Source organism: Tepidimonas aquatica, assembly GCF_007556585.1.
In the GTDB taxonomy this organism is placed as follows: domain Bacteria; phylum Pseudomonadota; class Gammaproteobacteria; order Burkholderiales; family Burkholderiaceae_C; genus Tepidimonas; species Tepidimonas aquatica.
On the sequence record NZ_VJNA01000005.1, the window covers coordinates 40,774 to 65,984 of the forward strand.

General features: G+C 70.4%; 22 protein-coding genes and 1 pseudogene. 15 read left to right on the plus strand and 8 right to left on the minus strand.

Going from position 1 to position 25,211, the window contains the following annotated elements; translation table 11 throughout:
• Positions 1-4: 4 nt before the first annotated feature.
• The 3 genes from Taqua_RS02685 to Taqua_RS02695 are packed head-to-tail and all read left to right on the plus strand — an operon-like array spanning position 5 to position 3,049.
• Positions 5-1,735 carry a sensor histidine kinase gene (locus tag Taqua_RS02685; protein WP_144324498.1) on the plus strand — a complete coding sequence of 577 codons (1,731 nt, stop codon included), beginning with the start codon at positions 5-7 and terminating at the stop codon, positions 1,733-1,735.
• Positions 1,732-2,682 carry a delta(1)-pyrroline-2-carboxylate reductase family protein gene (locus Taqua_RS02690; RefSeq protein ID WP_144324500.1) on the plus strand — a complete coding sequence of 317 codons (951 nt, stop codon included), beginning with the start codon at positions 1,732-1,734 and terminating at the stop codon, positions 2,680-2,682. The genes Taqua_RS02685 and Taqua_RS02690 overlap by 4 nt, the downstream gene beginning before the upstream one ends.
• A 22-nt stretch (positions 2,683-2,704) precedes the next feature.
• On the plus strand, positions 2,705-3,049 hold the full coding sequence (locus tag Taqua_RS02695) for a RidA family protein (protein ID WP_144324586.1): 345 nt from the start codon (positions 2,705-2,707) through the stop codon (positions 3,047-3,049).
• A gap of 52 nt (positions 3,050-3,101) precedes the next feature.
• Here the strand turns inward: Taqua_RS02695 and Taqua_RS02700 are convergent, their stop codons facing one another.
• Positions 3,102-3,521: an Lrp/AsnC family transcriptional regulator gene (locus Taqua_RS02700; protein ID WP_144324502.1), complete on the minus strand. Its 420-nt coding sequence runs from the start codon at positions 3,519-3,521 to the stop codon at positions 3,102-3,104.
• A gap of 151 nt (positions 3,522-3,672) precedes the next feature.
• Here Taqua_RS02700 and Taqua_RS02705 point away from each other — a divergent pair.
• Positions 3,673-4,739 (plus strand): annotated as a pseudogene (locus Taqua_RS02705) (ornithine cyclodeaminase).
• A 40-nt stretch (positions 4,740-4,779) separates the two neighbouring features.
• On the opposite strand, the gene Taqua_RS02710 reads toward Taqua_RS02705, so the two are convergent.
• Complete coding sequence (locus Taqua_RS02710) at positions 4,780-5,244, minus strand: Lrp/AsnC ligand binding domain-containing protein (RefSeq protein WP_144324504.1); 465 nt, start codon at positions 5,242-5,244, stop codon at positions 4,780-4,782.
• 96 nt (positions 5,245-5,340) lie between these two features.
• Here Taqua_RS02710 and putA point away from each other — a divergent pair, with 96 nt between their 5' ends.
• Positions 5,341-8,943, plus strand: coding sequence for a bifunctional proline dehydrogenase/L-glutamate gamma-semialdehyde dehydrogenase PutA (gene putA, locus Taqua_RS02715; RefSeq protein ID WP_246094589.1), 3,603 nt, complete (start codon positions 5,341-5,343; stop codon positions 8,941-8,943).
• 48 nt (positions 8,944-8,991) lie between these two features.
• On the opposite strand, the gene Taqua_RS02720 is transcribed toward putA, so the two are convergent.
• Positions 8,992-9,708 (minus strand): YggS family pyridoxal phosphate-dependent enzyme, encoded by a 717-nt coding sequence (locus Taqua_RS02720; RefSeq protein ID WP_144324507.1) that lies wholly within the window; start codon positions 9,706-9,708, stop codon positions 8,992-8,994.
• A 69-nt stretch (positions 9,709-9,777) separates the two neighbouring features.
• Here Taqua_RS02720 and Taqua_RS02725 point away from each other — a divergent pair, with 69 nt between their 5' ends.
• From Taqua_RS02725 to Taqua_RS02735, 3 genes are read left to right on the plus strand one after another with little or no spacing between them, the layout of a single operon-like run.
• Positions 9,778-10,821: a type IV pilus twitching motility protein PilT gene (locus tag Taqua_RS02725; RefSeq protein ID WP_144324508.1), complete on the plus strand. Its 1,044-nt coding sequence runs from the start codon at positions 9,778-9,780 to the stop codon at positions 10,819-10,821.
• A 56-nt stretch (positions 10,822-10,877) separates the two neighbouring features.
• Positions 10,878-12,014, plus strand: a complete 1,137-nt coding sequence (locus Taqua_RS02730; protein ID WP_144324510.1) for a PilT/PilU family type 4a pilus ATPase — start codon at positions 10,878-10,880, stop codon at positions 12,012-12,014.
• A gap of 19 nt (positions 12,015-12,033) precedes the next feature.
• Positions 12,034-12,957: an NAD(P)-dependent oxidoreductase gene (locus Taqua_RS02735; RefSeq protein WP_144324512.1), complete on the plus strand. Its 924-nt coding sequence runs from the start codon at positions 12,034-12,036 to the stop codon at positions 12,955-12,957.
• A 46-nt stretch (positions 12,958-13,003) separates the two neighbouring features.
• On the opposite strand, the gene Taqua_RS02740 is transcribed toward Taqua_RS02735, so the two are convergent.
• From Taqua_RS02740 to Taqua_RS02750, 3 genes are read right to left on the minus strand one after another with little or no spacing between them, the layout of a single operon-like run.
• A complete protein-coding gene (locus Taqua_RS02740) occupies positions 13,004-13,666 on the minus strand; it encodes a BON domain-containing protein (RefSeq protein ID WP_144324514.1) in 663 nt (220 codons plus the stop codon).
• Positions 13,663-14,271, minus strand: coding sequence for an SIS domain-containing protein (locus tag Taqua_RS02745; RefSeq protein ID WP_144324516.1), 609 nt, complete (start codon positions 14,269-14,271; stop codon positions 13,663-13,665). The genes Taqua_RS02740 and Taqua_RS02745 overlap by 4 nt, the downstream gene beginning before the upstream one ends.
• A gap of 18 nt (positions 14,272-14,289) precedes the next feature.
• Complete coding sequence (locus tag Taqua_RS02750; RefSeq protein WP_425472576.1) at positions 14,290-14,712, minus strand: YraN family protein; 423 nt, start codon at positions 14,710-14,712, stop codon at positions 14,290-14,292.
• On the opposite strand from Taqua_RS02750, the gene rsmI reads away from it, so the two are divergent.
• From rsmI to Taqua_RS02770, 4 genes are all read left to right on the plus strand, one after another.
• Positions 14,711-15,634 carry a 16S rRNA (cytidine(1402)-2'-O)-methyltransferase gene (rsmI, locus tag Taqua_RS02755; RefSeq protein WP_185969540.1) on the plus strand — a complete coding sequence of 308 codons (924 nt, stop codon included), beginning with the start codon at positions 14,711-14,713 and terminating at the stop codon, positions 15,632-15,634. The genes Taqua_RS02750 and rsmI overlap by 2 nt on opposite strands.
• Positions 15,635-15,662: 28 nt before the next feature.
• On the plus strand, positions 15,663-18,323 hold the full coding sequence (locus tag Taqua_RS02760; RefSeq protein ID WP_144324518.1) for a bifunctional acetate--CoA ligase family protein/GNAT family N-acetyltransferase: 2,661 nt from the start codon (positions 15,663-15,665) through the stop codon (positions 18,321-18,323).
• Positions 18,324-18,465: 142 nt separating this feature from the next.
• A complete protein-coding gene (locus tag Taqua_RS02765) occupies positions 18,466-19,017 on the plus strand; it encodes a phasin family protein (RefSeq protein ID WP_144324520.1) in 552 nt (183 codons plus the stop codon).
• A gap of 132 nt (positions 19,018-19,149) precedes the next feature.
• Positions 19,150-20,001 (plus strand): 3-hydroxybutyryl-CoA dehydrogenase, encoded by an 852-nt coding sequence (locus Taqua_RS02770; protein WP_144324522.1) that lies wholly within the window; start codon positions 19,150-19,152, stop codon positions 19,999-20,001.
• A 50-nt stretch (positions 20,002-20,051) separates the two neighbouring features.
• On the opposite strand, the gene moaC is transcribed toward Taqua_RS02770, so the two are convergent.
• Positions 20,052-20,573 carry a cyclic pyranopterin monophosphate synthase MoaC gene (moaC, locus tag Taqua_RS02775; protein WP_144324524.1) on the minus strand — a complete coding sequence of 174 codons (522 nt, stop codon included), beginning with the start codon at positions 20,571-20,573 and terminating at the stop codon, positions 20,052-20,054.
• Between the two features lie 52 nt (positions 20,574-20,625).
• Between moaC and Taqua_RS02780 the strand changes: the two genes are divergently transcribed.
• Entirely contained in the window at positions 20,626-22,263 is a 1,638-nt protein-coding gene (locus tag Taqua_RS02780; protein WP_144324526.1) for a M48 family metalloprotease, read from the plus strand.
• 99 nt (positions 22,264-22,362) lie between these two features.
• The gene (locus Taqua_RS02785) at positions 22,363-22,827 is read left to right on the plus strand and encodes a DUF3717 domain-containing protein (protein ID WP_132962594.1); all 465 of its coding nucleotides are present in this window, start codon (positions 22,363-22,365) and stop codon (positions 22,825-22,827) included.
• 40 nt (positions 22,828-22,867) lie between these two features.
• Here Taqua_RS02785 and purB read toward each other — a convergent pair whose 3' ends face one another.
• On the minus strand, positions 22,868-24,325 hold the full coding sequence (gene purB, locus Taqua_RS02790) for an adenylosuccinate lyase (protein ID WP_144324528.1): 1,458 nt from the start codon (positions 24,323-24,325) through the stop codon (positions 22,868-22,870).
• Positions 24,326-24,454: 129 nt separating this feature from the next.
• Here purB and Taqua_RS02795 point away from each other — a divergent pair, with 129 nt between their 5' ends.
• On the plus strand, positions 24,455-25,081 hold the full coding sequence (locus Taqua_RS02795; RefSeq protein ID WP_132962572.1) for a glutathione S-transferase N-terminal domain-containing protein: 627 nt from the start codon (positions 24,455-24,457) through the stop codon (positions 25,079-25,081).
• Positions 25,082-25,211 lie beyond the last annotated feature (130 nt).

The following is a 25,211-nucleotide window of genomic DNA, read 5'->3' on the forward strand; positions in this document are numbered from 1 at the left end:
CGGCATGCAGCTGCTGCCGCGCGACCCCTGGCCCACCCACCTGCCACCGGCGTTTTTTGCCGCCCTGCACGCCGACCACGCGGCCGAGGGCGATGCACCTGCGCCCGACGCGCAGGCCATGGCATGGCGCTGCCTGCAGGCGCTGCCCGACGGCGTCGTGCTGCTGGATCGCCAGCTGCGCGTGGTGGCGGTCAACCCGCACGCCCAGCCGTTGCTGCGCCCGCACCTGACGCCGCCCAGCGCCGCAGGCCTGCCGTGGCACGAGGCGCTGGATGACCTCTGGCTCGACACCCTGCTGCCGTGGGTCAGCCCGGCGCTGCTGCGCGGCGAAGCCAGCCGTGTCGCGGTGCAACGCGGCCCGGGTGACACCGCACGCCATTGGCAGGTGACGCTGCTGCCGGACGTGGCCGATGGCGCCGTGCGCGGGCTGTTCGTGCTGCTGCGCGACGAAACCGCCCAGCAGCGCGCCGCGGCACACCAGGCCGACCAGGAGCAAGCCCTGCGCCAGCAACTGCAGCAGCAAGACGCACACCTGCTGTGGCAGCAAACCCGCTGGCAGGCTTTGTCCGACGCGCTGCGCGACGCGGCGGTTTATTTCCTCGACAACGACGGCGCCATCCACGACTGGCCGGCCAGCGCCGAGCGGCTGCTGGGCTACCGCGCCGCAGACGCGCTGGGCACCCGCGGCCCCGACGCCCCGGACCGCCCGCATCCACTGCCTGCCGATGCCGCGCAGGCGCTGGAGCGTGCCGCGCTGCTGGGCCAGAGCGAATCGACCGGCTGGGTGCGCCGGGCCGACGGCAGCCGCCTGTGGGCGCACAGCGTCTACACCGCCTTGGCGGGCCCCGGCGGCGAGGCGCTTGGCACCGCCTGCTTGGTGCGCGACATGACCGAAGTGCACCGCCTGGAGGAACTGCTGCGCGAACTCAATGCTGCGCTGGAACGCAAGGTGCAGGAGCGCACCCGCGCCCTGCAGGCCGCCATCGACGACCTGGAGGCCTTTGCCTCGTCGGTGTCGCACGACCTGCGTGCACCGCTGCGCCACATCACCAGCTACGTGCAGCTGCTGCGCGAGGACCTGGGTGAGCCGCTGGCGCCCGACGTCGCCGAGGACTTGCGCACGATCGACGAAGCCGCCGTCCACATGGGCCGACTGATCGATGGTTTGCTGGCCTTCGCACGCCTGGGCCGCGCCGCGTTGCGGGTGCAACCGGTGGACATGCTGGACCTGCTGCGCGCCAGCCTCAACCGCGTGCAGCACGACCCGGCGCTGCGGCGGCCGACCGACGCCTGCCAGGTGCACCTGCCGGCGCAGTTACCCGCCGTGCAGGGCGACCCACTGCTGCTGGCGCAGGTGTGGGACAACCTGCTGGCCAACGCGTTCAAATACACCCGCCCGCGCACGCCGGCCATCATCGAAGTGGGTGGCCACGTGGCGCACCCCGAAGGCGCCGCGCCCGAGGCGGTGTTTTGGGTGCGCGACAACGGTGTTGGCTTCGACCCCGCACGCGCCAAGCGGCTGTTTGGCATGTTCCAGCGCCTGCACCGCGCGCAGGATTTCGAAGGCACCGGCATCGGCCTGGCGCTGGCACGGCGCATCGTCGAGCGGCACGGCGGCCGCATCTGGGCCGACGCGCAACCCGGCCACGGCGCCACCTTTTACTTCGCCCTGCCGCTGGCCCCCACCCCGCCGCACGAGCCGGACGCACCGGCCAACGAACCGACCACGGCATGAACACCCCGCACTCGACACCCGTAGCATGGCTGGACGCCGCCGCCACCGCTGCGGCGCTGCCGTACCCCGCGTTGGCCGACGCCATCGAGGCGCTGTTGCGCGACGACAGCGTGACCGTGCCGCCCCGGCTGATCCAGCCGCTGCCCGCCGGTGGCAGCTTGTTTGTCATGCCCGCCACCGATACCACGGTGGCCATCACCAAACTCATCACCTTTGTGGCGGACAACCCGGCGCGCGGCCGCCCCGCCATTCAGGGTGACATCGTCGTATTCGATGCGCGCGACGGCCGACGGCGCCTGCTGCTCGACGGCCCCACCGTGACCGCGCGGCGCACGGCCGCGGTGTCGCTGCTGGCCGCGCGCCGACTGGCCCGGCACCGCGACGGCCCGCTGCTGATCGTGGGGGCTGGCGTGCAGGGCCGTTCGCACCTGGAGGCGTTTGCTGCCGGGCTGGGCGTGCGCGCGGTGCAGATTGCCTCACGCAGCCGCGCCAGTGCCGACGCGCTGGTGGCACACGCGACGGCACTGGGGCTGGACGCGCGGCGCGTCGACGACGCCGACGCCGCCCTGGCCGACTGCCCGCTGGTGGTCAGCTGCACCTCCGCGCAGGCGGTGGCGCTGCGCGCGCGACCCCGGCCGGACGCTTTTGTGGCCGCGGTGGGCGCCTTCACGCCGCGCATGGTGGAATGGGCACCGGCGGTGTGCCGTCATCTGGCCGCCACCGGCACGCTGGTCGTGGACACGCGCGACGCCGACCACGAAGCGGGCGACCTGTTGCAAGCGGGGCTGGATGTCGGCGGCCTGCCGACCTTGGCTGACGTGGTGCGCAATACCCCGGCCTGGCAGCGCGCGCGACGTGCTGACGGCCCGGTCTTTTTCAAAAGCTGTGGTTGGGCCGGCTGGGACCTGGCGGCCGCCCGCTGCGTGCTGGCCGCGCACGGCCACTGACAACCCTTGAGGAGTTTGGATGATGGTGCAACGTTTCGACGTCGGACCGCGTTTGTCCGAAATGGCCATTCACAACGGTACCGTGTACCTGGCCGGGCAGGTGCCGGATGACCCCAGCCAAGACATCGAGGGCCAGACGCGCCAAGTGCTGGCCATGGTTGACGCGCTGCTGGCGCGCGCCGGCACCGACAAAACCAAGCTGCTGATGGTGCAGATTTACTTGGCCGACATGGCCGACTATGACGGCATGAACCGCGCCTGGGACGCGTGGGTCGCGGCCGGCCACACGCCGCCACGCGCCACTGTGCAAGCCAAGCTGGCCCACCCGGACTGGAAAATCGAGGTCGTCGCCACCGCGGCGTTGTGACCACCGGCGCCCCCCGCCGTCGCACCGCCGCCGATGGGGCGTGCACCCGCCTTCAGCGGTAGGTGCGCAGGTGGATGCTGGTCTCGGTGCTGTGGATCCCTTTGATGAGGCGGATGCGCTCCAGGATGTCTGACAGCTCGTGCATCGAGGTGGCCTCCAGCTCGGCCAACAGGTCCCAACGGCCATTGGTGTCGTGCAGCTTCACCACCCCCGGCTCGCCCAGCAGGCTGGCGATCACCGCCCGCGTTTGGTTGCCTTCCACCAGCACGCTCATCCAGGCGCGAATACGTTCCGGCTCCGATTCGGGCCGCAGCCGCACCGTGTAGCCCAGGATCACACCGGCGTCCTCCAGCCGGCGCATGCGGTTGGTCACGGTGCCGCGCGACACCTTCAGTTTGTACGCCAGGTCGGCCACGCTCAGGCGTGCGTTGCGCCGCAGCAGCGCGATCAGGGCCTGGTCCAGCTCATCCACAGCCATCCCCCATTTTGACGTTTTGACTATCAGACTCTGTCATTTCGTCAGGTTATCACCAAATCGTCAACATTCTGTCGTTTTACATTGTCGCCGACACGGTTAACACTGCCATCCATCCGCAACCAACCCGACGACAGGAGACCGCACGATGTCCCACCCAACCCCCGCGCGCGTGGCGACGCGCTACCTCAGCGCCCCGGCCATGGTCCGTCTGGTACAGACCTTGGGCATCGAAGCGTGCTTGCGCGGCATCGCCGAGTGCATCCGCGCCGACTTTGGCCGCTGGCCCGACTTCGACAAAACGCCCGCGTCGCCAACCACTCGGACGTTGGCGTCATCGAGCTGATGCCGATCGCCGACGACACGCTCTACAGCTTCAAATACGTCAACGGCCACCCCAAAAACACCCGCGAGGGGCTGCCCACCGTGATGGCCTTTGGCGTGCTGGCCGACGTGGCCACCGGCGCGCCGCTGCTGCTGAGCGAGCTGACGCTGACCACCGCCCTGCGCACGGCCGCCATGTCGGCCGTCGCCGCCCAGGTTTTGGCCCGGCCAGACAGCCGCGTCATGGCGCTGATCGGCAACGGCGCGCAGGCGGAGTTCCAGGCGCTGGCCTTCCAGCATCTGCTCGGCATTGGCGAGCTGCGCCTGTTCGACACCGACCCCGCCGCCACCGACAAACTGATGGCCAACCTGCGCGGCAGCGGCTTGACGTTGACCCGCTGCGGCAGTACGGCCGAGGCGGTGCGCGGCGCCGACATCGTCACCACCGTCACCGCCGACAAGACCAACGCCACCATCTTGACGCCGGCGATGGTCGAGCCCGGCATGCACATCAACGCTGTCGGTGGCGACTGCCCCGGCAAGACCGAGCTGCACCCCGACGTGCTGCGCGGCGCGCGGGTGTTCGTGGAGTACGAACCGCAGACCCGCATCGAAGGCGACATCCAGCGACTGCCCGCGGACTTTCCGGTCACCGAACTGTGGCAGGTGCTGACCGGCCAGGCCCCCGGCCGCATGGACACCGCCGAGGTGACGGTGTTCGACTCGGTCGGCTTCGCGCTAGAAGACTATGCCGCGCTGCGCTTTGTGCACGCGCAGGCCCAGCGGCTTGGCTTGGGCGAGACGCTGGACCTGATCCCTGAGCTGGACGACCCCAAAAACCTGTTTGGCCTGTTGCAACCGCGCGCGGCGGCGCTGCGCCGCGCGGTCTGAGCCCGCCGCCAATGGGCCGCTGCACGCCCTCCGCCGCCCGTCAGAACAACGGCAGGCGGTGGGTGTGCTTGACCTCCTCCATCACCGCGTAGGTGCGCGTCTCGCGCACGCCGGGCAGTTGCCACAGCACGTCACCGGCAAAGCGACGGTAGTCGGCCATGTCGGCCACGCGCGTCTTGACCAGGTAGTCAAAGCCGCCGGCCACCATGTGGCATTCCAGCACCTGCGGCGACGCCTGCACCGCCGCCTTGAACTGTTCGAACACGTTGGGCGTGGTGCGGTCCAGCAGCACCTCCACAAACACCAGCAGCCCCGCACCCAGCTTCGCGGGGTTGAGGCGCGCCTCGTAGCCCAGGATGTAACCCTCGCGCGTCAAACGCTGCACGCGCGCCAGCACCGCCGTGGGCGACAGGCCCACCGTCTCGGCCAGCTTCAGGTTGGTGATGCGCCCATCGCGCTGCAGGGCGTCGAGGATGCGCAAATCGATGCGGTCAAGGTCGTCCATCCTGAGATTTTCACTAAACATTGGCCTAACAATAACATTTCATTCGTTTGAAAGCGCATCACACTTGGGTCATCGTCAATGACCACACGCCCCGCCATGGACACCCTGGCCGACACCGCCCACCTGCAACCCGTCCCGTCACCGCTGGCCGATGGCCCCATCGCCCGCGCGCCGACGATGGCGGCGCTGCCCGCCCTGCACCGCGCACCCGAGCCCGAGCTGCTGGCGTCGCTGCTGCCGCGCGCGCGCCTGGACGACACCCAGCGCGTGCGCATCACCGCCTTGGCGCAACGGCTGGCAGCCGGCCTGCGTGAACGCGCCCCGCAAGCGGGGCGGAAAGGCTTAGTGCAAGCCCTGCTGCAAGAGTACGCACTGACCTCGCACGAAGGTGTGGCACTGATGTGCCTGGCCGAAGCGCTGCTGCGCATCCCCGACGCGGCCACGCGCGACGCGCTGATCCGCGACAAAATCGGGCGTGGCGACTGGCGCGCGCACCTGGGCCACAGCCGTTCGCTGTTCGTCAACGCAGCCACCTGGGGACTGCTGCTGACCGGCAAGCTCACCGCCACCCACAACGAGGCGGGCCTCGGCGCGGCGCTCAAGCGCGTGCTGCGCGCTGGCGGCGAGCCACTGGTGCGCCGCAGCGTGGACCTGGCGATGCGGCTGCTGGGCGAGCAGTTCGTCACTGGCCAGACCATCGACGAGGCGCTACGTCGTGCCCAGCCGCGCGAGGCGCAGGGTTTCCGTTACTCCTACGACATGTTGGGCGAGGCCGCGCTGACCGCCGCCGACGCGCAGCGTTACTTCGACGCCTACCGCACGGCCATCGATGCCATTGGCGCGGCCAACGCCGGGCGCGGCCCGATCGACGGACCGGGCGTGTCGATCAAACTGTCGGCGCTGCATCCGCGCTACAGCCGCGCGCAGTACGCGCGCGTGATGGACGAGCTCTACCCGCGCCTGCGCGCGCTGGCCGAAGCGGCGCGGGCGGTCAACATCGGCCTGCACATCGACGCCGAGGAGGCCGACCGGTTGGAGCTGTCGCTGGACCTGCTGCAGCGGCTGTGCCACGAGCCGTCGCTGGCCGGCTGGGACGGCATCGGGTTTGTCATCCAGGCCTATCAAAAGCGCGCGCCTGCGGTGGTGGACCACGTCATCGCCCTGGCACGGCGCAGTGGCCTTCGCCTGCTGGTGCGGCTGGTCAAAGGCGCCTATTGGGACAGCGAAATCAAGCGCGCGCAGCTGGACGGCCTGGACTACCCAGTCTACACCCGCAAGGCCTACACCGACGTGGCCTACCTGGCCTGCGCGCGGGCCCTGCTGAACGCCCCGGATGCGGTCTTCCCACAATTCGCCACCCACAACGCGCAGACGCTGGCCGCCATCCACGAAATGGCCGACCCAGCCCGCTGGCACCCGCACCAGTACGAATTCCAGTGCCTGCACGGCATGGGTGAGCCCCTGTACGAGCAGGTGGTCACCCCGGTCAGCGCCGGCGGGCTGGGGCGGCCCTGCCGCATCTACGCGCCGGTGGGCACGCACGAAACGCTGCTGGCCTACTTGGTGCGCCGCTTACTGGAAAACGGCGCCAACACATCGTTTGTGCACCGCATCGCCGACCCCCGGGTCCCGCTGGACGCGCTCGTCGAAGACCCCGTGGACACGGTGCGAGCCTGGGCGCGCACCGAAGGCGCGCTGGGCCTGCCGCATCCGCGCATCCCCGCGCCCGCCGCGCTGTACGGCGCGGCGCGCCCCAACAGCACCGGCTGCGACCTGGCCGACGAGGCCACGCTGCGCACACTGTCCGAGGCACTGCACGCCAGCCGGGCCACGCCAGTGGCCGCGCAGGCGTTGTTGGCCGACGGCCGCACCGCCAGCGGCACGCCACGCAGCGTCAGCAACCCCGGTCAGCACGACGACATCGTCGGCCACGTACGGCAGGCCGGCGCCGCCGACGCCGCCCACGCGCTGGCGCTGGCCCAGCGCGCGGCGGCCTCATGGGCCGCCACCCCGGCACCTGAGCGCGCCGCGCGGCTGCGACGCGCCGCCGATGCCCTGCAGGCGGACCTGCCAGCGTTCGTCGCGCTGCTGATGCGCGAAGTCGGCAAGACCGCCGCCAACGGCGTGGCCGAGGTGCGCGAGGCGATCGACTTTCTGCGCTTTTACGCCGCCCAAATCACCGACCCGCGCTGGCCTGCCAACGCCAAACCACTGGGTCCGGTGGTGTGCATCAGTCCCTGGAACTTTCCGTTGGCCATCTTCACCGGGCAAATCGCTGCCGCGCTGGCAGCTGGCAACCCGGTGCTGGCCAAACCCGCCGAACAAACGCCGCTGGTGGCCGCGCGCATGACGACGCTGCTGCACGCCGCCGGCATCCCCCGCGACGTGCTGCAACTGCTGCCCGGCGAGGGCGAAACGGTGGGCGCGGCGCTGGTGGCCGATGCGCGCACGGCGGGCGTGCTGTTCACCGGCTCCACCGAGGTGGCCAAGCACCTGCAGCGCACGCTGGCTACACGGGTGCACGCCGGCGCCGACGGCCGGGCCACCCCGATCCCGCTGGTGGCCGAAACCGGTGGCCAAAACGCGATGGTGGTCGACAGTTCCGCACTGGCCGAGCAGGTGGTGCAGGATGTGCTGACCTCGGCCTTCGACAGCGCCGGTCAGCGCTGCTCGGCGCTGCGCGTGCTGTGTCTGCAAGACGACATCGCCGACCACGTGCTGTACATGCTGCGCGGGGCCATGGCCGAGCTGCGCATCGGCCCCGCCACGCGGCTGAGCACCGACGTCGGCCCGGTCATCGACGCCGCGGCGCGCGACGCCATCGTCGCACACATCGAGGCCATGCGCGCGCGCGGCTGCCGCGTCTGGCAAGCGCCGTTGCCCCCGCAGGCCGAGCGCGGCACCTACGTCGCCCCGACCCTGATCGAACTGGACGGGCTGACGCTGCCCGAACGTGAGGTGTTTGGCCCCGTGCTGCACGTGGTGCGTTGGCGCCGTGGCGAACTCGATGCACTCGTGGCCGCCATCCACGCCACCGGCTACGGCCTGACCTTTGGCGTGCACAGCCGCATCGACGAAACCATCGACCACCTCACCCAGCGCGTGCAGGCCGGCAACCACTACGTCAACCGCAACATGGTCGGCGCCGTCGTGGGCGTGCAACCGTTTGGGGGTGAGGGCCTGTCCGGCACCGGACCCAAAGCCGGTGGCCCGCTGCTGCTGTACCGGCTGCTGGCGGACCCGCCCGCCGATGCCGTGCAGCGCCCGCTGGCCTTCGTCGGTGCGGACGACACCGCCGACTGGCGCGCGCCCGTGGTGCTGCGCGGCCCCACCGGGCAGCGCGACACCTACCGTCTGCTGCCGCGTACGCAGGTGTTGTGCCTGGCCAACGACCCCGCCACCGCCGAGCGCATGGCACATGCCGTGCGCGCGCTGGGGGCGCACCCCCTGGTGCCGGACACCACCGACCCCGCGAATTGGCTGTCGCGCCAGCCGACGCTGCCCGAGGCTGCCCTGCTGGCCACAGCCCCCGCCACCGCGCTGGCCTGGCAACAGGCGCTGGCCGCGCATCCCGGCCCGGTGGTGCCGCTGTACGCCTGGCGCGGTGAGCCGCTGCCCGCCGGGGCACTGAGCGAGCGCAGCCTCAGCGTCAACACCGCCGCGGCCGGGGGCAACGCCAGCTTGATGAGCCTGGACTGACGCCGCGCCGCCTCGGGGTGTTGTGGCGTGCCGCCGAGCGGTGCCCGCTCAACCCCGCCCCGCGTACACGCGTCGTCCAAAAATCGCGCTGCCTACGCGCACCATCGTGCTGCCAGCGGCGATGGCTTGTTCCAAGTCGTCGCTCATGCCCATCGACAGCGTGTCCAGCTCCGGCGGGTGGCCCAGCGCCGCACGCAGCGCGTCGAACAGACGGGCGGCTTGCGCGAACACCGCGCGCATGGCCGCCGCGTCGGGCTGGGGGTCGGGTATGCACATGATGCCGCGCAGGCGCAGCCGCGGCAGGGCCACCACCGCCTGCGCCAGCGGCACCAGTTGCTGCGGCGCCACACCCGCCTTGGTCGGCGCGCCATCGACATTGACCTGCAAACACACCTGCAGCGGCGGGCGGTCGGCCGGGCGCTGGTCGCTGAGCCGCTGGGCCACCTTGAGCCGATCGACCGACTGCACCCAGTCGAAGTGCTCGGCCACCAGGCGGGTTTTGTTGCTCTGCAACGGCCCAATGCAATGCCACTGCAGGCCATGCACGCCGGCGTGGCGCAGCGCAACGATTTTGTCCACGCCCTCTTGCACGTAGTTTTCGCCAAAGGCGCGCTGGCCAGCCGCGGCGGCCTCGGCCACCGCCTGCGGCCCAAAGGTCTTCGACACCGCCAGCAGCGTCACCCCGCTGGGGTCGCGCCCGGCCGCAGCGCACGCCCGCGCGATGCGCTCACGCACGGCTTGGAGATTGTCTGCAATCGTTGCCATAATGAGTCCGTCAATCAACCTGCAGCGGCAGTCCTTGTGGGGCCGCCGCTGCCCACGGTGAACTACGGGATGGACGTCACCCAACTGCTGGCCTTTGCGGTCAAAAACAAGGCTTCCGACCTGCACCTGTCGTCTGGGCTGCCACCAATGATACGGGTGCACGGCGACGTGCGCCGCATCAACGTCGAGCCGCTGGACCACAAGCTGGTCCACGCGATGATCTACGACATCATGACCGACGCCCAGCGCAAGGCGTACGAGGAGTTTTTGGAGTGCGACTTCTCGTTCGAAATCGCAGGCTTGTCGCGCTTTCGTGTCAACGCCTTCACCCAGCACCGGGGGGCGGCGGCGGTGTTTCGCACCATCCCGTCCAAGGTGCTGACGCTGGAAGACCTCAACTGCCCGCGCATCTTTGCCGACCTGGCCATGAAGCCACGCGGGCTGGTGCTGGTCACCGGCCCCACCGGCTCGGGTAAATCGACCACGCTGGCGGCGATGGTCAACCACCGCAACGAACATGACCCCGGCCACATCCTCACCATCGAAGACCCGATCGAGTTCGTGCACGAGTCCAAAAAGAGCCTGGTCAACCAGCGCGAAGTAGGGCCAATGACCCACTCGTTTGCCGCGGCGCTGCGCTCAGCGCTGCGCGAGGACCCGGACGTGATCCTGGTCGGCGAGATGCGCGACCTGGAGACCATCCGCCTGGCCATGACCGCCGCCGAAACCGGCCACCTGGTGTTTGGCACGTTGCACACCTCCAGCGCGGCCAAGACCATCGACCGCATCGTCGACGTGTTCCCGGCCGAAGAAAAGGACATGATCCGCGCGATGCTGTCGGAGTCGCTGGTGGCGGTGATTTCGCAAACGCTGCTCAAAACCGCCGATGGCAAGGGCCGCGTCGCCGCGCACGAAATCATGATCGGCACCCCTGCGATCCGTAACCTGATCCGCGAAAACAAGGTCGCCCAGATGTACTCGGCCATCCAGACCGGGCAGCAGTACGGCATGCAAACGCTGGATCAGGCCTTGCTGGAGCTGGTGCGACGCAACGTGATCAGCGCTGCCGAAGCACGCAGCAAGGCCAAAAACCCCGACAACTTCCCGCTTTGACGGCGGGTGTGCCTGCGCACGGCCGTGCACCACCCCGCCCTACCGGAGCGCCCACCATGGAACGCGATCAAGCGAGCAATTTCATCCACGAGCTGCTGCGGCTGCTGGTCAGCCGGGGCGGCAGCGATCTGTTTCTGACGGCGGATTTCCCTCCCGCCATCAAGGTCGATGGTGTGATCCAGAAGGTGTCGGCGCAGCCGCTGACCGGGCAGCACACCCAGGCGCTGGCGCGCGCCATCATGAACGACAAGCAGGCCGCCGAGTTCGAGCGCACCAAGGAGTGCAACTTCGCCATCAGTCCTGCCGGCATCGGGCGCTTCCGTGTCAACGCCTTTGTGCAGATGGGCAAAGTGGGCCTGGTGCTGCGCACCATTCCGTCCAAAATCCCCACCATCGACGACCTGGGCCTGCCGCAGATCCTCAAGCAGTTGGCGCTGGCCAAGCGCGGCATCTGCATCGTCGTGGGCGGCACCGGCACCGGCAAGTCGACCACACTGGCCGCGATGGTGGACTGGCGCAACGAGCACACGCACGACCACATCGTCACCGTGGAAGATCCGGTGGAGTTCGTGCACCAGCACAAAAACTGCATCGTCACCCAGCGCGAAGTTGGCCTGGACACCGACAGTTGGGAGATCGCACTGAAAAACTCGCTGCGCCAAGCGCCCAACGTCATCCTGATGGGCGAAATCCGCGACCGCGAGACGATGGAGCACGCGATCGCGTTTTCCGAAACCGGTCACCTGTGCCTGGCCACGCTGCACGCCAACAGCGCCAACCAGGCCATGGAGCGCATCATCAACTTCTTCCCGCACGACCGGCATCCGCAGTTGCTCAAGGACGTGTCGCTCAATCTGCGCGGCATGGTGGCGCAGCGCCTGCTGCCGCGCGAGGACGGCAAGGGGCGCGTGGCCATCGTCGAGGTACTGCTCAACAGCGCGCTGATCGCCGACCTGATCATGAAGGGCGAGGTCCAGGAGATCAAGGAGGTCATGAAACGCAGCACCGAAATCGGCATGCAGACCTTCGACCAGGCGCTGTTCGACGCCTTCGAGGCGTACCAGATCTCCTACGAGGACGCGGTGCGCAACGCCGACTCCCAAAACGACATCAAGCTGCGCATCAAGCTGGAAAGCCAGCGTGCCCGCAACAGCGACTTGGCCGCGGGTACCGAGCACCTGCAAATCATGTAACCCTTGCACGAGGTTCGCGATGCCCAACGTCAACCCAAAAACCACCTACGATTCGTGCCCACCGCAGCGCGTGGCCTTCATCGGTCTGGGGGTGATGGGCTGGCCAATGGCCGCGCACCTGGCGCTGGCCGGCCACGACGTCACCGTGTACAACCGCACCGCGGCCAAGGCCGACGCGCTGGTGCGTGCGCTGGCCGAGCGCGGCGTGGCGCGCGTGCGCACGGCCCCAACGCCGCGCGCGGCCGCCCAGGGTGCTGGCTTCGTGATGGCGTGCGTCGGCAACGACGACGACCTGCGCAGCGTCGTGTTGGGGCCTGACGGCGCGCTGGCGGGCATGGTGCCCGACGCGGTGTTGGTGGACCACACCACGGCGTCGGCCGAGGTGGCGCGCGAGCTTTACGCCGCCGCCCAGGCGCAGGGGGCGCACTTCATCGACGCGCCCGTCTCCGGTGGGCAAGCCGGCGCCGAAAACGGCATGCTCACCGTGATGTGCGGCGGTGACGAAGCGCCGTTCGGGCGCGCACGACCGGTCATCGCGGCCTACGCCCGTGCCGTCACACGCATCGGGGCCAGCGGCGCCGGGCAACTGGCCAAGATGGTCAACCAGATCTGCATCGCCGGGCTGGTGCAGGGCCTGGCCGAGGCCATCGCCTTTGGCCAACGCGCCGGGCTGGACATGAAGCTGGTGCTGGACGTCATCGGCAAGGGTGCCGCGCAAAGCTGGCAAATGGACAACCGCGGCAAGACGATGGTGGACGACCGCTTCGACTTTGGCTTTGCAGTGGACTGGATGCGCAAAGACTTGGTGCTGTGCCTACAGGAAGCACGCCGCAACGGCGCGCGCTTGCCGGTGACGGCGTTGGTGGACCAGTTTTACGCCGACGTACAGGCCATGGGCGGCGGGCGCTGGGACACCTCCAGCCTGATCCGCCGCCTGCGCTGAGCGTCCGGGCGCAGCCTGCCGGGCCGCACCACGGCCACCGTCGCCATCACGGCTGCTTGGTTGGGGCGTCGGCCGGCTTCGGGGCGGGCTGCAGCCGCGCGAGATCCGCCTCACTGATCAACTCGAACACGCGCACCACGCGCTGCACGCCGGGCACAGCACGGGCCACCTCGGCGGCGCGCTGCGCCTCGCGCGCGGTCACCAGCCCCATCAGGTACACGGTGCCACGCTCGGTCACCACCTTGATGGCGTTGGCCGACAGGTCCTTGGCGTCGACGAAGGCGGCCTTGACGCGCGCCGTCACCAGCGCATCCGACGAGCGCGCGGTCAGCGACGGCGAGCCCATCACCGCCAGCTCATCGACGACGCCGGCCACGTTGTCGACGCCCTGCACGATGCGCAGCACCCGCTGACGGTCGGCCTCCGAGGCCACCTCGCCGGTGAGCAGCACCTTGCGGTTGAAGCTGGTGGCGTTGACCCGCGCACGCTCGCCCAACTGCTCGCGCACCCGCGCCGCCACCTTCAGCTCGATGGTTTCGTCCTCCAGCTGGGTGCCGGTGGTACGGCGGTCGCTGGCCACCAGCACCGTGCCGCCCAACGCCGCCCCCGCCACCAGCGGGGCGCAGCCCGGCATCGTCGCGCCCAGCACCACCGCCACCACCAGCGCCGTACCCAGGCGCAACCCCCGTCCATGCTTGTCGGATGTCATGTCGTCACCGTCTCCAGCTCGTCGTCGCCCAACAACTGGGCATCCAGCGCGTCGCACAGCGCGTGCAACGCGACCAACTGCGCCTCCAGCACGCGCGGCGCACGCTCGGCGGGCACGGCCGCCCACACGTCGCCGTCACGCAGCGCGTCGGGCAGATCCCCCACGCGGGCGCCGCTGAGCACCACCACCGCGATGTCGCGCTCGTGGGCCGTGTCCACCAGCGCCAGCGCGTCGGGTCCGGGCAGACCCGCGCACACCAGCAGCAGCACGTCACCAGGCAGCCCCAGCGCCCGCAGCTGCCGCACCGCGCTCCCCCCGGCTGCGTCGCCCACCGTGGTGGCCGACGCCAGCGTCGCGTCGGTGCCCAGCACCAGCGCCGCCAGCTCCGGGCGTTCGCGCTCAAAGCGCCCCACCAGCTGAGCCACCAGCGCCTGCGCCAACGCCGCCGCCACCCCTTGCCCCCACGCCAGCACCTTGCCGCCGGCGGTCAGCCCATGCAGCAGCACCTGCGCCGCCGCTTCCAACGGCGCCCCCAAGGCCTGCGCGCACTGGTACTGCACGTCGGCGCCCTCGATAAAGTGCTGCTGGATGCGGGGCATGAGCATGGGCGCAATCTTAGCCGGTCAATCCCACGCGCCGGCCTCGAACGCGCCGCGCAGCCACTCGATGCGAGGCGGCGGCTGGCCGCCGAGTTCCCCGTCGATGACGACAACGTCGAAACGGCACGGCGGCACCTGCGCCAGCCGCGCCACAAAGTGCCTTGCCGCAAACACGACACGCCGCTGCTTGGCCCACCCCACACTGGCCGCGGCCCCACCGTGGTCGGTGCGGCTGCGCTGACGCACCTCGACGAACACCAGCGTGCCGTCGGGCTCGGTCATAATGAGGTCGACCTCGCCACCGCCGCGGCCCGGGCTGCGCACGTTGCGCCGCACCAGGCGCAAGCCATGGGCCTGCAAATGGCGCAACGCCAACGCTTCGGCGGCGTCGCCGCGCGCCTTGGTGGTGGGGCGCGCCCCCTGACGTTGCGATGGCATCACCGACATGGACCAATCCCTCCCTGCCCCGCACGGCCTCGATGCAGCCCATAACATGCACCGGCTGGCGGCCGAACAACATTATCCGGCGCAGGCGTTGTACGTGGTGGCCACACCGATCGGCAACCGGGCCGACATCACGCTGCGCGCGCTGCACGTGCTGGCGCTGGTCGACGCCGTGGCCTGCGAAGACACGCGCCATACCGCCCAACTGCTGCGCAGCTACGGTTTGCAGCGCCCGCTGCTGGCGGTGCACGAGCACAACGAAGCCAGCGCCGCCCACGAGGTGGTGCAGCGGCTGCTGGCCGGCCAGCGCGTCGCCTACGCCAGCGACGCCGGCACCCCTGGCATCAGCGACCCCGGCGCCCGGCTGTGCGTGGCGGTGCAAGCCGCGGGGCTGCGCTGCATCCCGGTGCCGGGTGCCAGCAGCGTCACCGCGCTGCTCAGCGTCGCCGGTCTGACCGACGGGGCAGTCACGTTGGCAGGCTTTTTGCCGCCCAAGGGCCAGGCGCGCGCCCAGGCGCTGCAGCGCTGGCTGGCGCTGCCCACCGCGGTGCTGCTGCTCGAAGCGCCGCACCGCATCGTGCGGCTGGCCGACGAGCTGCACCCGCTCGGCGCACGCCAGGTAACGGTGGGGCGCGAGCTGACCAAGCAGTTCGAGGAAATCGCCACGCTGCCGTGCGCCGAGCTGGGCAACTGGCTGGCCGCGCGGCCCGAGCGGCTGCGCGGTGAATTTGCGCTGGTGCTTCATGCCCCCGTCACACCCGGCGGGCAAGCTGCGCCAGAACTCGACGCCGAGGCACGCCGCGTGCTGGCGCTGCTGCTGCAGGAGCTGCCGGCCGCGCGGGCGGCGCGGCTGGCCGCGGCCATCACCGGTGCGCCGCGCGACGCGCTGTACGCCGCCGCCCATGCACCCGCACCGCCCGGTTGACCCTAACCCCTTCAGGGAGGAGCCCACCATGACGATTCGCAACCTCGATGCGTTGCTGCAACCACGCCGCGTGGCGGTGCTGGGCGCGTCGGACCGGCCCGGCAGCGTCGGCGCCACCGTGTGGCGCAACCTGCACGGCCGCTTCCAGGGCGAGCTGTACGCCGTCAACCCCCGCCAACCGGCGCTGGGCGTGCCGGTGGCGCGCAACGTGGCCGAGCTGCCGCACGCGCCGGACCTGGCGGTGATCTGCACCCCGCCGGCCACCGTGCCGGGGCTGATCGCCGAACTGGGCGCACGCGGCACCCGCGCCGCCGTCGTCGTCACCGCGGGGCTGGACGCCACGCTCAAGCAAGCCATGCTACAGGCCGCGCGCCCGTACACCCTGCGCATCCTGGGCCCCAACTGCATCGGCATGCTGGTGCCGCACCTGGGCCTCAACGCCAGCTTTGCGCACGCGCACGCCCAGCCCGGGGCCATCGCGTTCGTCTCGCAGTCCGGGGCACTGGTCACCGCGGTGCTGGACTGGGCCAACGACCGCGGCATCGGGTTTTCGCACTTCGTCTCGTTGGGTGACCACGCCGACGTGGACTTCGGCGACATGCTGGACTACCTTGGCAGCGACCCGCGCACCCGCGCCATCCTGATGTACGTGGAGTCGATCACGGCGCCGCGCAAATTCATGTCGGCTGCGCGCGCCGCAGCACGCAACAAGCCGGTGGTGCTGGTCAAGGCCGGGCGCTCGGCCCAGGGCAGCCGCGCCGCCGCCTCGCACACCGGTGCGCTGGCCGGTGCCGACGATGTGTTCGACGCCGCCATCGCGCGCGCCGGCATGCTGCGCGTCAACACGCTGCAGCAGCTGTTTTTGGCCGTGGAGGTGCTGGCGCGCTTTCGCGACAACCGTAGCGAGCGGTTGCTGGTGTTGACCAACGGCGGCGGCGCCGGTGTGATGGCCGCCGACGCGGCCGCGCACATGGGCGTGGCGCTGGCCACGTTGGCCCCGCCGCTGCAGCAGGCGCTGGACGCCACACTGCCGCCCAACTGGTCGCACGCCAACCCGGTGGACATCATCGGCGACGCGCCCGCGCAGCGCTACGTGGAGGCGCTGCGCATCCTGCGCCAGGACCGCGACAGCGCGATCCTGTTCATCCACGCCCCCACCGCCATCGTGCCGGCCGACACCATCGCCGAGGCCTTGCTGCCACTGGCCACCGAACGCCCCCCGCGCGTGCTGGGCTGCTGGCTGGGCAGCGGCGCGGTGGCCGAGGCACGGGCGCGCTTTCGCGCCGCTGGCGTGCCGGACTTTGCCACCCCCGAAGAGGCGGTGCGCGCCTTTGCCTACCTGCGCCAGTACCACCGCCATCAGGAACAACTGCTGCAAACGCCGCCCGCGCCCCCCGGCATCGGGCTGGACCTACCCGCCGTTCGGGCCCTGGTGGACCAGGTGCTGGCCAGCGGGCGCGAGTGGCTGACCGAACCCGAAGCCAAACAACTGCTGGCGCACGCCGGCATCCCCACCACGCCGGTGCGCACCGTGGGGCCCGACCCCGACGCGGCGGCGCACGCCGCGCAGGCGCTGGGCTTTCCGGTGGTGTTGAAAATCCTGTCGCCCGACATCACGCACAAGTCCGACGTCGGCGGCGTGCGCCTCAACCTGCACGACGCGGCCGAAGTGCGCAGCGCCGCCCAGGCCATGCTGCAGCGCGTGGCCAACACCCGGCCCGACGCCCGGCTGGAGGGCTTTGCGCTGCAGCCGATGGTGCAGCGCCGCAACGCGCACGAGCTCATCGTCGGCGCCACCATCGACCCGCTGTTCGGGCCGGTGATCCTGTTTGGCGCCGGCGGCACGGCGGTGGAGGTGCTGGGCGACCGCGCCGTGGCGCTGCCCCCGCTCAACGTCGCGCTGGCCGAGGCGCTGATCGAACGCACCCGGGTGGCGCGGCTGCTGCGCGGTTGGCGTGACGTGCCGCCGGCGCACCGCCCCAGCATCCACGCCGCGCTGCTGGCGGTGGCGCAACTGCTGGCCGACGTGCCGGAAATCGCCGAAATCGACATCAACCCGCTGGTCGTTGATGCCCAAGGCGCCGTGGCGCTGGATGCGCGCGTGCGCGTCAGTGCCCAGCGCCCCGGCGGCGCGGCGCGCTTTGCCATCCGCCCCTACCCGGCCGAGCTGATCGAAGTCATCCCCTGGGGTGGCGACACCCTGACGCTGCGCCCCATCCGCCCCGAGGACGAGGCCCAGCACCTGGCGTTCCTGGAACGTGTCGACCCCGAAGACATCCGCATGCGCATCTTCTACAGCCGCCGCAGCATCGAACACACCGAACTGGCGCGGCTGACCCAAATCGACTACGACCGTGAAATGGCCTTCATCGCCACCCGCGTGCGGCCCGACGGGGGCGAGGAAACCCTGGGCGTCGTGCGCGGCATTTGCGACCCCGACAACGACAGCGCCGAATACGGCATCCTGGTGCGCTCCGACCTCAAAGGCCGTGGGCTGGGCCGCATCCTGATGGACAAACTCATCCGCTACCTACGCGCGCACGGCACGCGGCGCATCGTGGGGCAGGTGCTGCGCGAAAACACCCCGATGCTGGCGCTGCTGGCGCGGCTGGGCTTTGCCATCGCCCCGCATCCGGACGACCCCGACCTGCGCCTGGTCGAGCTGCCGCTGCAAACCCCGGCGCCCTGATCGCCCACGCCCGGCCTGGCGGGGTTGACCGTTCGTCGGATTTTTGTTGCAGTGCAGCAAACTGCCCTTGTGTTGTCACACAGAATCCCTATACTTCGTTTTGTTGCACTGCAACATGACCTCACACACAAGGAGTCCTGCCATGATCACCGCCGACCAACTCGTCGCCCTGCACAAAAAAAATGTCACCACCGCGTTCGACCTGGCCGACAAAACGTTGGCCGGCGTCGAAAAGCTGGCCGAGCTCAACCTGCAGGCCATGAAGACGCTGCTGTCTGAGTCGGCCGGGCACGCCGAAGCCGCGCTGGCCGTCAAAGACATGCAAGACCTCGTCGCGCTGCACAACGCCATCGTGCAACCGGTGGGCGAAAAGGTGGCCTCCTACCACCGCCATGTGTACGACATCGCCTCGGGCGTGCAGGCCGAAGTGGCCAAGGTGCTGGAAGCCCAGGCCCAGGAAGCGCACAAGCAGTTCCTGGCGCTGCTGGACGGCATGGTCAAAAACGCCCCGCAGGGCACCGAGCCGGCCGTGGCCGCCGTCAAGCAAGCGGTGAGCACCGCCGCCGCGGCGATGGAGTCGGTGCAAAAGGCCGTCAAGCAGGCGGCCGAATTGGCCGACGCCAACCTGAAGGCCGTGGCCAGCACCGCGGTGGCCGCCACCAAGGCCCCGCGTGCCGCCAAGGCGTCGGCCTGACGCGCTGCGCACGATGGCGCCGTGGCCCAGCCGCGACGCCTGGATGACCGACCGCGCCCTGGGGGCGCGGTTGGTGTTTGTTGCGCCGCCGCATAATAGGGTCCTCCCCACCCCGGCACAGGAGGAACCTGCATGACCCTGCAAACCATCGGCATCATCGGCGCTGGCACCATGGGCAACGGCATCGCCCAGGTCTGCGCCACCCACGGCCTGGACGTCGTGATGGTCGACATCAACGACGCCGCGCTGCACAAAGGTCTGGCCACCATCACGGCCAGCCTGGAGCGGCTGCTCAAAAAAGAAAAGCTCACCGCCGCCGAGCGCGACGCCGCCTTGGCCCGCATTCGCACCTCAACGAACTACGACGACCTCAAGGGCGCGCAGCTGGTCATCGAAGCCGCCACCGAAAACCTCGAGCTCAAGATCAAAATCCTGCGCCAGCTCGACGCGCTGCTGGCGCCCGAGGTCATCGTCGCCACCAACACCAGCTCCATCAGCATCACGCAGCTGGCGGCGGTCACCGGGCGAGCCGACCGTTTCATCGGTATGCACTTCTTCAACCCGGTGCCGCTGATGGCGCTGGTCGAGATCATCCGCGGCCTGCAAACCAGCGACGCCACCCACGACACGGTGCGCGACTTGGCGCTCAAGCTCGGCAAGACGCCCATCACGGTCAAGAACTCGCCCGGCTTCGTCGTCAACCGCATCCTGGTGCCGATGATCAACGAGGCCTTCTTCGTGCTGGCCGAGGGGCTGGCCAGCCCGGAGGACATCGACGCCGGCATGAAGCTGGGCTGCAACCACCCGATCGGGCCGCTGGCGCTGGCCGACATGATCGGGCTGGACGTCTGCCTGGCCGTGATGAACGTGTACTTTGCCGAGTTCAACGACAGCAAGTACCGCCCCTGCCCGCTGCTGAAGGAAATGGTGGCCGCCGGCTACCTGGGCCGCAAAACCGGCCGCGGCGTCTACACCTACGCCTGAGCGCGCACGGCCGCGCCGCGCGTGCGGGCCGCCCGCGCAAGCGGCGCGCCCTACACCACGGACGGCCGCGGCGCGGCCACGTAGTGACCGGATTTACCACCCTGCTTTTCCAGCAGCCGTACATCGCCGATCGTCATGCCGCGGTCGGCGGCCTTGCACATGTCGTAAATCGTCAGCAGCGCCACCTGCACGGCGGTCAGCGCCTCCATCTCCACGCCGGTCGGCCCCACCGTCTCGGCGGTGGCCTGCACCCGCACCGCCGGGCCATCGGGTTCGATGGCAAAGTCCAGCGCCACGCGCGTCAGCGCGATCGGGTGGCACAGCGGAATCAGCTCCGCCGTGCGCTTGGCGGCCATGATGCCAGCGATGCGCGCCACCCCCAGCACGTCACCCTTGCGGGCCGTGCCGCGTTCGATCAGCGCCAGCGTGGCTGGCTGCATGCGGATGCGCCCTTCGGCCACCGCCACCCGGTGCGTGGCCGCTTTGGCCCCCACATCCACCATGTGGGCTTGGCCTTGGGCGTCGAAGTGCGTCAGGGGTGAAGCTGGGGTATCGGCTGGACGGGAGCTCATGGTTGCCTGCGTGGGTCGGGAATTCGGCACGAACACGCGGCATCATACGGCCATGCGACCCCTCACAGGCACCCCACAGGCATCCCCCACCCCCACGCACGGGTGTGCGCTGCGCCCGTGGGCCTGCACACGGCGCCATTGGCTGACGCAAGCCCTGCGCAGCGCCTTTGCCGTGCCGGTGGCGGCGGCGCTGTGGCCATGGCTGCCCACAGCAGCCCACGCGCAGACCGCGCCCCTGCCGGCGCTGGGCGACGGCGGCGACATGACGCTGGCCGAAGAACGCGAACTGGGCGACCAGATCGCCCGCGCCATCTACCGCGACCCGGCCTACCTGGACGACCCCGCGCTGGCCGAGCTGCTGCAGGCGCTGTGGCAACCGCTGCTGGCCGGCGCACGCCAGCGCGGCGAACTCAGCGACGAGCTGGCGCAGCGCTACGCTTGGCGGCTGCTGCTGGGCCGCGACCCCACCGTCAACGCCTTTGCGCTGCCGGGCGGCTACCTGGGCATCCACCTGGGCTTGATCGGGGTCACGCAACGCGCCGACGAACTGGCCAGCGTGCTGGCGCATGAAATGAGCCACGTCACCCAGCGCCACATCGCGCGGCTGCTGACACGCCAAAGCCAGCAGGCCCCGCTGGTGCTGGCCGCGATGATCCTGGGAGCGCTGGCGGCCAGCGCGGCCAAAAACGCCGACATCGCCGGCGCGGCGGTGGCCGGCGGCCAGGCGCTGGCGGTGCAAGGGCAGCTCAACTTTTCGCGCGACATGGAGCGCGAAGCCGACCGCATCGGGCTGGCGGTGCTGCAGGCCGCCGGCTTCGACGGCCAGGGCTTCATCGGCATGTTCGAGCGGCTGCAACAGTCGGCCCGCCTCAACGACGACGGCAGCTTCCCGTACCTGCGCAGCCACCCCCTGACCACCGAGCGCATCGCCGATATGCGCGCGCGGCTGCAACTGCAGCCCGCCAACCCGCCCACCACCAGCGTTTCGCCGCAGTGGTATGCCGCGATGGCCGCGCGCGCGCGCGTGTTAGCCGACCCGGCGCCCGACCGACTGCGCACCCACGCCCGCGCGCTGCGCCCGGACGACCCCGCCAACGCCTACGCCGCGGCGCTGGCGCACGGCCTGCTGCGCGAGCCCGCCGCCGCACTGGCCGCCCAGGCCGCGCTGCAGCGCAGCTTGCCCGCCGACGACGCCGCCGCGCAGCGCGCCGCACGCTGGCTGCGGCTGGAGCTGCTGACGCTGCTGCACCCCGAAGCCACGCTCGACCCCGCCGCGCGCGCCAGCCTGCCGGCGCTGGCGCGCACGGCGCTGGACGACGGTACGCGCGCCGGTCTGCTGCTGGCCGCGCAGGCCGCCACCCGCGGCGGCGACGGTGAGCTGCGGCGCGCGTGCGCGCAGCGGCTGCAAGCCTGGTGCGTGCAACGCCCCGACGACGCCCAGGCCTGGGAGGTGCTGGCCGGCGTGCAGCGCGCGCTGGGCTACCCCGTGCGGGCCGGCCGCGCCGAAGGCGAAGCCCGGCTGGCGCTGCTGGACGAAACCGGCGCGCTGGACCGCTTTCGCGCCACCCAACGCCTGGCGGCCCAACAGCGCAGCGACGATTGGCAGGAGCTGGCGGTGCTCGACGCCCGCGTGCGCCACGTCGAAGCCGTGCTGCGCGAGCGCGAAGCCGCGCTGCGCCGCCAGCGATGATGCGGGTGGCACCGCAGGCACGCGCACCGGCCACGTGAGCCGCAGCGGCTATCATGCGCACCCTTGGTGAGCACGACTTTGCGAGCGACAACCCCACCCATGGCCGGTATCCACATCACGGACATCGAAGCCGCGATCAACTACTGGCGCGCCCGCCAGCCGTCGCCCGACGGCGTCACGCTGCCTGCGCCGCTGCGCGCGTTGGCCGAGGTGTACGCGCTGATGATTCACTACGGCGAGGACGAGGCCGACGAGCACACCATGCCACGCCCCGCCTACGAGGCCTGGCGCGCCTGGTACGACACCACGCCGGACACACCCTGCATCGCCATTTGCTCCACCAACCAGGGTGACGCCGTCTGCAAGGGCTGCGGGCGCACGCACGACGAGGTGACCCGCTGGCCGGCGCTGACCCCCGGCGAAAAGCGCGCCGTGTGGCGGCGCATCACGCGCGAAGGCAGCGCGTGGCGCTTCAACGTGTACGCCGAGCGGGCGCTGGAGCAGCGCAGCACAGACGCGCCACCCGCGGCCACGCCGGCCGCACCGCCTGCCCCGACGCGCTGAAGCTGGGCAGCACGCAGCGGCGCGTGCCCCGGCTGTACGCTCAGATACGCTGCGCCAGCCGCGCCGCCTGGCCGGTGTAGGCCGCTGGCGTCAGCGCGCGCAGGCGGGCTTTTTCGGCCTCGGGGATCGGCAAGCCGTCGATGAGCGCGTGCAGCGCCTCGCGCGTGACGGCCTGGCCGCGCGTGGCCTCTTTCAGCCGCTCGTAGGCGCCGGGCACGCCGTAGCGGCGCATCACCGTCTGGATCGGCTCGGCCAGCACCTCCCAGGCCGCATCCAGGTCGGCCGCCAGCGCCGCGGCGTTGAGCTCCAGCTTGCCCAGCCCCGTCAGCAGCGATTGATGCGCCAACACCGCGTAGCCCAGCGCCACGCCCATGTTGCGCAGCACGGTCGAGTCGGTCAGGTCGCGCTGCCAGCGGCTGATCGGCAGCTTGTCGCTCAGGTGGCGCAGCAGCGCGTTGGCCAGGCCCAGGTTGCCCTCGGCGTTTTCGAAATCGATCGGGTTGACCTTGTGCGGCATCGTCGACGAGCCGATCTCACCCGCCTTCAGCTTTTGCTTGAAGTAGCCCAGGCTGATGTAGCCCCAGACGTCGCGCGCCAGGTCGATCAGGATGACGTTGCTGCGCGCCACGGCGTCGAACAGCTCGGCCATGTAGTCGTGCGGCTCGATCTGAATGCTGTACGGCTGGAACGTCAACCCCAGCCCGATCGGGGCGTCGGGTGGGGTATCGGGCCCCGGCGCTGGCGTTTCCACCACGCTGCGCGCAAAGGCTTCCCAATCCACCTGCGGGTACGCCGCCAGGTGCGCGTTGTAGTTGCCCACCGCGCCGTTCATCTTGGCCAGCAACGGCACCGCCGCGATGCGCGCGCGCGCCGTTTGCAGCCGCGCCACCACGTTGGCCAGCTCCTTGCCGACCGTGGTGGGGCTGGCGGTTTGGCCGTGCGTGCGGCTCAGCATCGGCTGCTCGGCCCAGGCGTGCGCGGCGTCGCGCAGGCGCTCGATGATGGCGTCCAGCCCCTGCAGCAGCACGGCACGCCCGGCTTGCAGTTGCAGCGCGTGGCTGGTGTTGTTGATGTCTTCGCTGGTGCAGGCAAAGTGCACGAATTCGCCGGCGCGCTGCAGTTCCGGCCAGCCTGCAAACACGCCCGGCACGCCCAACTCGGCGTGGCCGCGGATCCAGTACTCCACCGCCTTGACGTCGTGGTTGGTGGTTTTTTCAATGGCCTTGATGGCGGCCGCATCGGCCGGCGAGAAGTCGCGCACGACACGCCGCAGGTGCGCGCGCGCCGCTGCCGACAGCGGGGCAAACTCCGGCAGGCCCAGGTCGCTGAGCCGCTCGAACCACGTCAGCTCCACCTGCACGCGGCGGTGCATGAAGCCGTATTCGCTGAAAATGGGGCGCAGCGCAGCCAGCTTGGCGGTGTAGCGCCCATCCAGCGGGCTCAGGGCGGTCAGGGCGGCATCCGCCGCGGCAAGGGAGGCGTCAGCGTGGGCTTGCATAGTAGCTCGCGATTGTAGGCGCCTACCACCCCCCGCCAGGCGCCGCGCGCAGCCAATCCGTACAATCGGCAGCCCGGCGCCCCGCCCGGTTGCGGGTGGTGGGCGCGGCCACAGCGGATCCTCGACACCATGAAACTCAAGCTCATCGGCAGCCTCACCAGCCCCTACGTGCGCAAGGTGCGCATCGTCATGGCCGAAAAAAAGCTCGACTTCCAGCTCGAGCTGGCCGACCCCTGGGCCGCCGACTCCACCGTACCCGACGCCAACCCACTGGGCAAAGTGCCGTGCCTGGTGATGGAGGGGGGCGAGGCGGTGTTCGACTCGCGCGTCATCGTCGAGTACTTGGACACCCTGTCGCCGGTGGGCAAGCTGATTCCGGCCGCCGGGCGCGAGCGTGCCGAGGTCAAAACCTGGGAGGCGCTGGCCGATGGCGTGCTCGACGCCGCCGTGGCCGCCCGCATGGAGCAGGCATGGGTCGGACGCAGCGACGCGCAGCGCTGCCAAGCCTGGATCGAGCGCCAGCTCGCCGCGGTGCAGCGTGCGCTCAAGGCCATGAGCCTGGGGCTGGGCGACCGCCCCCACTGCCACGGCGTGCACCTGACGCTGGCGGACATCGCGGTCGGCGTGGCGCTGGGGTACTTGGACTTCCGTTTCCCCAGCATCGACTGGCGCACCACCTACCCCAACCTGGCGCGGCTGTACGAGCGGCTGATGCAGCGCCCCAGCTTTGCCGATACCGTGCCGCCGCGCGCCTGACAGCCGCCCGGGGCCGGGCGCCGAACATAAAAAAAGACCGCGAAGCCCCGGCCGAGACAACAGGAGGAGGGAGGGAGGAGGAGAACCGCCCCGGTCGGTCGTTCTGGCAAGTGGCGTTGCAACCAGCCGC